Origin of the sequence: Microvirga sp. HBU67558, assembly GCF_018069605.1 — a bacterium.
In the GTDB taxonomy this organism is placed as follows: Bacteria; Pseudomonadota; Alphaproteobacteria; order Rhizobiales; family Beijerinckiaceae; genus Microvirga; species Microvirga terrae.
The window spans coordinates 1-7,417 of record NZ_JAGPUP010000398.1; the positions used below are offsets into that span (position 1 = coordinate 1).

Here is a 7,417-nt window from a genome sequence, read left to right on the forward strand (position 1 = left end):
ACTTCCTCGTCGGCGCCGACGACGAGTTCGTTGTCGATGCCGATCTCGCCGAACTCGTTGACGATGACGGCATATTTCTTGCCGTGCTGCTCGGTCAGGATGCGGTTGAGAAGGGTGGTCTTGCCGGCGCCGAGATAGCCTGTGAGGACGGTGACGGGAATCTTGTCGGTCATGGAGCGGCTCCGAATCTCGAGTTCTTCCTGCAGGGGAGCGCAGGCGCGCCCCGAGGTGAGATGATGGTGCCCGCGTGGAGATGGTCGAAGGTTCGCCCCAACTCCTTGCCATGCGAGTACCTCTCGTCTTTGGAGGGAGAATGCCCGTGGATCAGCTCGATAGAGCTCCCTGGAAGGCGTTCACATTGTTGCGGATCATATCGATGTACGTGCTGGCCGGGCCACTTTGGTCGGAGAGGACATCGGAGAAGAGGGGGCCGCCAATCCTCGCACCCGATTCCCTGGAGATCTGCTCGATCAGCCGCGGATCAGAGATGTTCTCGACGAACGCCGCCGTAATGTGTTCGGTCTTTATCTGCTTGACGATCTTAGCCACATCCGCCGCCGAGGCCTCCCCTTCCGTCGAGACCCCCTGGGGAGCAACGAAGTCGATGCCGTAGGCGTGCTCGAAATACCCAAAGGCGTTGTGGGAGGTGAGAATCTTGCGTCGCTCGGGCGGGATCTTGGCAACGCGGGCCTTTACCTCGGCCTCGAGCATATCGAGTTTGGTGAGGTAGCTCTTGGCATTGTTCTCGTAGGCTCCCTTGCCAGCAGGATCGGCCCTGATCAGCCCGTCGCGGATGTTCGCGACATAGATCTTGGCATTTGCCACGTCCTGCCACGCGTGTGGGTCAAGGTTGCCATGGTCGTGGCCAGCATCACTGTGCTCGCTCTTGCTATGGTCATGCTCCTCCTCTCCGTTGATCGCCTTGACGTTAGTGCTGGCGATCACGAGCGATGCCGTGCTGCCGGAGGATTTGACGAGGCAGTTGATCCAGTCGTCGAACCCGAGTCCGTTGACGAAGATGATCTTAGCATTGGCGACCTTTGTCGCGTACGCTGTCGGCGGGGGGAAGACGTGGGCGTCCCCGTTGGGACCGACGAGTGTCATCACCTCGACGCGATCGCCGCCTACCTGGTGCACGAGATTCCCTAGGATCGAGAATGAGGCGATTGCCTTGAGCTTTGATGCTTGTGCTAGGGCCGGGATGCCGGAGAGGACAAAGGTGATCGATGCCAGAGCGGCAAGGGCAGAGCGACGACTGATCATAAGATGTCCTTTCAAAGGTTCCTGATCGAAAAGAAGGGCCTCAGGTGGCACAAAGGCCATTGGTGTCGACGGCGGTGTTCTGGAACTGAAAGGCATGGGATCGGCTCCAGTCCGCGAGGCGACGCCTAACCCGAGCCTCGGTAAGAAGCCGATGAACCCGCTCCTGTGTGCAGTTGAGGTTGGGCGGGGCAGCAGCCTCACAGTCCGTTTTTGCGAAATTCATGCGAAACCACCTTGACGTATATTATACAGTACCTATTACGTATAGTATACTATCCGTGATGCAGCCGCAACGCCCAAAGCTGGAGACTGCCATGATATCTGCTCCCTGCCGCGCGCTCGGCACCGTGCTTTCCGGGTTCATCGGCATCGGCGAGTCCACCCGGCTCGATCAAGTGCTTAACAGCCGCAAGCGCCGCAACGTGGCGGTAATCGTCCGTCACATGCGCGAGGTGAACATTGATGCCGATCTGATTCGCGAGAGCGGCGCCAATCTCGCCCGCATGGACGAGAAGCTGGTGGAGATAGCCAATGGCTGCGTCTGCTGCACGCTGCGCGGCGATCTCCTGGTCGAGGTGCGGTGCCTAAGAGACGAGGGCCGGTTCGACTACCTCTTGATCGAAGGAACCGGGATCGCCAGGCCCATGCCGGTGGCGAGTACATTCTCCTTCCGTGACGAGGACGTGAACAACCGCTCTGATGTGGCCCGTCTAGGTACCATAGCGCCCGTCGGGGACGCCGCCCATCTGCTAAAGGACTGCAGGTCCAACGACTTCCCGCGGGATCGCGGCGAAACGTCAGGCGAGGCCGACGAAGACACCCTCGTGCATCCGTTCTTGGAGCAGATGAAGTTTGCAGAGGTCGTCATCCTCAACAAGGTCACAGAGGTTACACCTGAAGCGCTCGATCTCGTGCGCAAGGTTGTTGTAGCCCTCAATCCAAGTGACCGCATCATTGAGACCGCCTCCGGGCAAGTGGGTCTCTCCGATATCTTCAATACCAAGTTGTTTGATGAGGGGAAGAGGCAGCAGCATCCGCCCTGGTCCAAGGAGCTATACGGCCATGCCGAGCATTTGCCGGAGACGGAAGATTACGGCATTCAAAATTTCGTCTACCGAACACGGTGTCTGGCTCATCCCGAGAGGTTCCGCGCGTTCATCAACGCCACATTGCCGGGGCTAATCCGGGCCAAGGGGCTTTTCTGGCTCGCTACGCGGCCAAGATGGGTCGTCGAGTTCTCGCCTGCAGGCGCTACCGTACGCATGATGGCTACGGGCCATTGGTGGAGCGCGATTCCCAAACAGCACTGGCCTGATCACCCCGAATGGAGACGCCCTCTGGGGCGGCCGGCGCCAGGAGCTGGTGTTGATCGGGACTGGCATGGATGAATCTGCCATTCGTGCGGTGCTTGATGACAGCCTGATCGGAGCGTCAACAGCGACGCAGTTCGATCCCGATGCTTATCGGCAACTGCGTGATCCCTTCCCATTATGGGGGAAAGCTGATGCAGCCTGAACGCGATATCCGTCCTGAATCCCATCACAGAATGTGCGTCGAGGAGAGGCTGACGCGGCAGACCCTCCAGTTCCGACCGATCGGCATCCTGCCGCGAGCGCTCGATCCGGTTGTAGCCGCTGGACTCGACGCGTTGCCGGTGCATCGTCTCCCGCGATTGCGGCTCGAGGGTGATCTCCAGACCTTACAGCGCGAGGTGCAGTTGCGCTTGGCAAAAGCCGGGATCGGCGCGGATTGGCTGGCGGAGTGGCTCGGCAATGACCTGAGCTTCCTCGGGCTGATGTTCTCTCAGCTCACAGGAGCTCAGCGTCTGTGCCTGCGCCTCAAGGTCACCGAGAATGATGTCTGCCGCAACTTCCATGTCGACAATGTGCGCTACCGGCTCGTCACCACTTATCGCGGTTCCGGCACCGAGTGGGTGCCACCCCATGCTCTCATAGCACTCCCGCCGAGCTCGCCAATCCCAAGCGGCCAAGTCAGACAGCTTGAGCGGGGATGGATTGCCATTATGCGCGGATGTTGCGGCGCAACGGCGGGCCATCCCGGTGTTCTGCACCGCTCGCCGGCGATCGACGGACAAGACATCGCCAGGCTCTCCCTTGCGATCAACGAAGCCCCTCGTCCGTCCTGATCCACAATCAAGGAGAGCTTCATGAACAGACGTCTCAGGCTTGCGCTGGCTCTCGGATACTCTCTCGTCGTCCTCAGTGGCGTTGCCTGGGTCCACGAGGCTTCACAGCGGGGGCGCTCCCCAGTGTCCTCGGTGTGCGACCTTTCAGGCACCGGAGCCAAGCCGATTAGAGCTTAGAGGAGTCAACAGTTCGTCCCAACGTGCACGTTCTTCCACATGCTTCGCTACCGTACAATCAGGCACAGATCTTGCAACCGTCCTATGTAGCCGTCCCTGCCCGTCATAGCCACCTTCAGCCCATCCCCCGGCATCGTGGAGCCTGAAAATGAATCAGCCCCTTCTCGCCAGTGTCGCCAGCGGAGCCTTTGTCGCCGTACTCGCCCTGGGCGCATCCTCTCCTGAAGCATGCGCTCAACTATCTGCGACGTCGGCGCCGTCGCCCGCGATGAGCCAGCAGGAAGTCAAGGAACTGCGCAAGATCGCGAACGATGCCTTCAAGCCGATTCCTTCCATGGTGCCCGAGGTCAAGGGGAATCCCGTCACCCGCGAAAAGGCCGAGCTCGGCCGCATGCTGTGGTTCGACCCGCGCCTATCCGCCTCCGGTATCCTGAGCTGCAACTCCTGCCACAATCTGGCGGCGGGCGGCAGCGACAACGTTGAGACCTCCATGGGCCATGGCTGGCAGAAGGGGCGGAGAAACTCGCCGACTGTGCTCAATTCAGTGTTCAACGCAGCGCAGTTCTGGGACGGACGTGTCCAGGACCTGCGCACACAGGCCAGGGGGCCGATCCAGGGCGCCAGCGAGATGGCAGCCTCCCCCAAGCACGTCGTCAACGTGCTCAAGAGCATCCCCGAATACCAGAACCGCTTCAGGGCCGCCTTCTCCGGAGAGAACGACCCGGTCACCTTTGACAATCTTGCCAAGGCGATTGAGGCCTTCGAGGCGACTCTGATCACGCCGGCCTCACGGTTCGACCAGTTTCTGGAGGGCAATGTGGCCGTTCTGAACGACCAAGAGAAGCACGGGCTCAAGCTTTTTATGGAGACCGGCTGCACGGCCTGTCACCGCGGCATCAATCTCGGTGGGCAGGACTATTTCCTGTTTGGCGCGGTAGAGCGCCCAGGCCGCGAGGTTCTTCCTCCCGAAGACAAGGGCCGTTTCGCTGTGACCAGGACCACCAGCGACGAATACGTCTTCCGTGCGGTACCGCTGCGCAATGTCGAGCTGACCGCCCCCTACTTCCACAGCGGCAAGGTCTGGAACTTGGAGCGGGCGGTAGCAATCATGGGTGTAGCACAGCTCGGCAAGGAGCTGACTGTTCAGGAGACGAGCGACATCGCTGCCTTCCTGCGCACCCTCACAGGCCAGCAACCTCGCATGGAGCTACCTGTCCTGCCGCCAAGCACGGAGCAGACGCCGCGGCCCGAGCCGCTAGTCAAGAACTCGCTGGAGCAAGGCGACGCGGTCGGGAGGCAGAACAGCCTGCGCTGACCGATCCCGGCCCAACCGACGGCCCCTACAACGCCTCTAGGTGCCGCGCGACCGACTGTTGAGAGAGTAGCTTGGGTGAGGCAGCCCTCAGCCGATGCAAGACCCTGATCGGTCGAGGCTGCAGGCACGGGCGTTTATGAAGCGCGTTGCCGTGGCAGCGGCAGGCAGAAGCGACCAGTGCCGGAAAGGGCAGGGAGAGTCCAATCTGTTCCTCAGCGGTTGTCCATTCAGGAAATGGTTGGAACATGACGCTCTGATGTCCGCTGTCAACGATTTTGACGCAACGATCCCGCCGCTGCGGAGAGCGGGCCCGTATCGATGAACACGCAGAGGTGGGAACGAGACCTGAAGGACGTCGGTGATCAAGCTCGGATGCGCGGATTGGCTACCGCATTCCCGAGTGTGCGTCCGGGGCTGGCCCGATCTTACAGCGGGCGTCGATCCATGGTCGGCCACAAAGCGTTTGACGGGCTTTTCCCCTGCCGTGATCCCGCCCCCGCCTCTGCATGAGAAGGAGATGTTGCCGCTGGGGCAGATCAGGCGGGTTGAACCTCCCGGGCGACCGCCCCCATGAAGCCGGCGAGCTCGCGAGCGACGGCCGTGCACACCACCGTTGACTTCTTGCCCCGTCGAGTGAGGGCTCGATAGCGGCCACTCAAACGCGTCTGGGCTTTCCAGGCGATCTCGCGCACATTCGGTGTCGTCGCTTCCAGCCGGTAGAGTTTGACTGTGCCGATGCGCGGCGGGTGCCGATAGGTCCAGGCGCTTTCCACCAGCATCTGTCGAACGCGACTGTTTCCGGCCTTGGTGATGCCGCCCCGCCGCACCGTTTCGCCGGTCGAACGCTCACTCGGAACCAGGCCCAGATAGGCCATGAGCTGACGAGGGTTCTCGAAGCGGCTGACATCCCCAACCTCGGTGACGAAGGTCACGGCGACAACCAGATCGATGCCCCGCAACGCTTGCAGGGCCCGCACGAGCGGTGCCAGAGACCAATGAGGCAGGAATTCTGCAATCGTCTGCTCGAGCCGCTCCACCCGTTCCTTCGCCAGCCGCACGGCTTCGACCCTCTCCTGCAGGACGATCTGGTGAGCGGGATGATCGAAGGTCTGCTCCTGCAGCCAGCGCAGGTAGCGCATGGTCCAGCCTGTCTTGCGTGGGTAGACATGCCCATGTTTGAGCATGAAGGCACTGACCTGCTGGCGATGCACCCGCAAGCTCTCGACCGCCGCAGCGCGGGCGCGGACCAGGTCGCGCATGGCTTCGTGACCTTCATCGGGGACCCACACCGCCGTGAGCTCGCCGGCCCGCAGAAGTCTGGCCTAGGCGATTGCATCGCGCCGGTTGGTCTTGACCCGATCGCCGGGCTTGCGCGGAATGAGTGAGGGGGCATCAACTGCGCAGGGATAGCCGAGGCTGGTGATGAGCCGGTGCAGGCCATAGCCGGTCGGGCCAGCCTCGTAGCAGAAGTGGACGAAGTCATACTTGGACGCCAAGCGCTTCACGAAGCGCCGCATGCTCTCTGCGGAAGCATCGATCTCTCCCAGGTAGCGAACTTCACCGCCCAGTTCGCCATCAGCGACCGCAACGGCATAGCGCGCTTTGGCGACATCGATTCCGACAAAAACCTCCGTAGACTGTACCATGGCTCGTCCTCCTGCGGTGAGGATCGGCTCGGACCACCCGAGCAACCCTCGGAGGCGCAGAGTAGGGCGAGCCACTTCCTCAACACAGGCGGACATACGGTCTTAAAGGCGGGCATGAGCTCTTTTTTGTAGGGCACCTCTGCTGCCTTGGTATCTGTCTTCACTGTTGAGCCGGTAGACATGTCACGATAGACTACCCTGAAAGTATTCAACAATCACTGCCCGCATATCCTTACGATTGAGACAGGGTCGTCGCGGCCTAGCAGCCACTGCTTAACGTGAGGTCTTGTCCCCGAGACTCTAGCAGGCCATAGTTGCTGACAAAGCATAAGGGGAAGTGGCATGATGGCAGATCGTGATTTTGAACTGATGACGGCAGCGTTGGCTGAACTTGCCAAGCTCAAGCGCGCCGCGGAGCATTCGAGACATTTCTTAGGACTGCTCTATGACTCCGCTTTACAGGAGTGGGCAGAGCGGCTCGGGATGGACCCACTCCAGCTCAATCAGATTGTCCCCGAGCGCTGATCGGCCGAGCCCCGAGCCATCCCTTGATATTTGGCTCGTTCACCGCCAACTGATCGAAGAGATCCAGCTTCGCCTGTTCATCTGAGTTCTGAAGCTGGTCATCCTCCCGGCCCTGCTTGGTTTGATCACTGCGATCATGCCACAGACGCAAGGATTTATCCTGATTTGCCGCCGCTCAGCAGCAAATCGGAGTGGCTTGAGTCCTTTACGCTCGCTCCTAAGCCAGTGATTGTAAGTGAGTCGGCCCTGAATAATGCGTCGGCATGGAGCTGGCGTTGGATTTCAGGCGGCTTGAGAAGTATCCGGTTGCGCGGATGAGATGATCAGAGCTGCCATGAGCCAGGC

General features: G+C 60.8%; 5 protein-coding genes and 2 pseudogenes. 4 read left to right on the forward strand and 3 right to left on the reverse strand.

Going from position 1 to position 7,417, the window contains the following annotated elements; translation table 11 throughout:
- The coding region (locus tag KBI52_RS02930; RefSeq protein ID WP_305797871.1) for a GTP-binding protein at nt 1-173 on the reverse strand (173 nt) is incomplete at its 3' end.
- Between the two features lie 151 nt (nt 174-324).
- Nucleotides 325-1,263, reverse strand: coding sequence for a metal ABC transporter solute-binding protein, Zn/Mn family (locus KBI52_RS02935; protein ID WP_210805203.1), 939 nt, complete (start codon nt 1,261-1,263; stop codon nt 325-327).
- A gap of 314 nt (nt 1,264-1,577) precedes the next feature.
- Here KBI52_RS02935 and KBI52_RS02940 point away from each other — a divergent pair.
- From KBI52_RS02940 to KBI52_RS02950, 3 genes and pseudogenes are all read left to right on the forward strand, one after another.
- Nucleotides 1,578-2,778: pseudogene (locus tag KBI52_RS02940) on the forward strand (GTP-binding protein).
- Nucleotides 2,768-3,409, forward strand: coding sequence for a DUF1826 domain-containing protein (locus KBI52_RS02945; RefSeq protein ID WP_210805201.1), 642 nt, complete (start codon nt 2,768-2,770; stop codon nt 3,407-3,409). The pseudogene KBI52_RS02940 and the gene KBI52_RS02945 overlap by 11 nt, the downstream one beginning before the upstream one ends.
- Before the next feature lie 445 nt (nt 3,410-3,854).
- Entirely contained in the window at nt 3,855-4,901 is a 1,047-nt protein-coding gene (locus KBI52_RS02950; protein ID WP_210805205.1) for a cytochrome-c peroxidase, read from the forward strand.
- Between the two features lie 536 nt (nt 4,902-5,437).
- On the opposite strand, the pseudogene KBI52_RS02955 reads toward KBI52_RS02950, so the two are convergent.
- Nucleotides 5,438-6,547, reverse strand: a pseudogene (locus tag KBI52_RS02955) (IS110 family transposase).
- 342 nt (nt 6,548-6,889) lie between these two features.
- Between KBI52_RS02955 and KBI52_RS02960 the strand changes: the two are divergent.
- Entirely contained in the window at nt 6,890-7,072 is a 183-nt protein-coding gene (locus tag KBI52_RS02960) for a hypothetical protein (protein WP_114948896.1), read from the forward strand.
- Nucleotides 7,073-7,417: the final 345 nt, after the last annotated feature.

What these genes read in the sequence shown, in the direction of transcription:
- KBI52_RS02935 (WP_210805203.1), bottom strand. Translation starts at nt 1,263, where the DNA reads ATGATCAGTCGTCGCTCTGCCCTTGCCGCTCTGGCATCGATCACCTTT.
- KBI52_RS02945 (WP_210805201.1), top strand. Translation starts at nt 2,768, where the DNA reads ATGCAGCCTGAACGCGATATCCGTCCTGAATCCCATCACAGAATGTGC.
- KBI52_RS02950 (WP_210805205.1), top strand. Translation starts at nt 3,855, where the DNA reads ATGAGCCAGCAGGAAGTCAAGGAACTGCGCAAGATCGCGAACGATGCC.
- KBI52_RS02960 (WP_114948896.1), top strand. Translation starts at nt 6,890, where the DNA reads ATGATGGCAGATCGTGATTTTGAACTGATGACGGCAGCGTTGGCTGAA.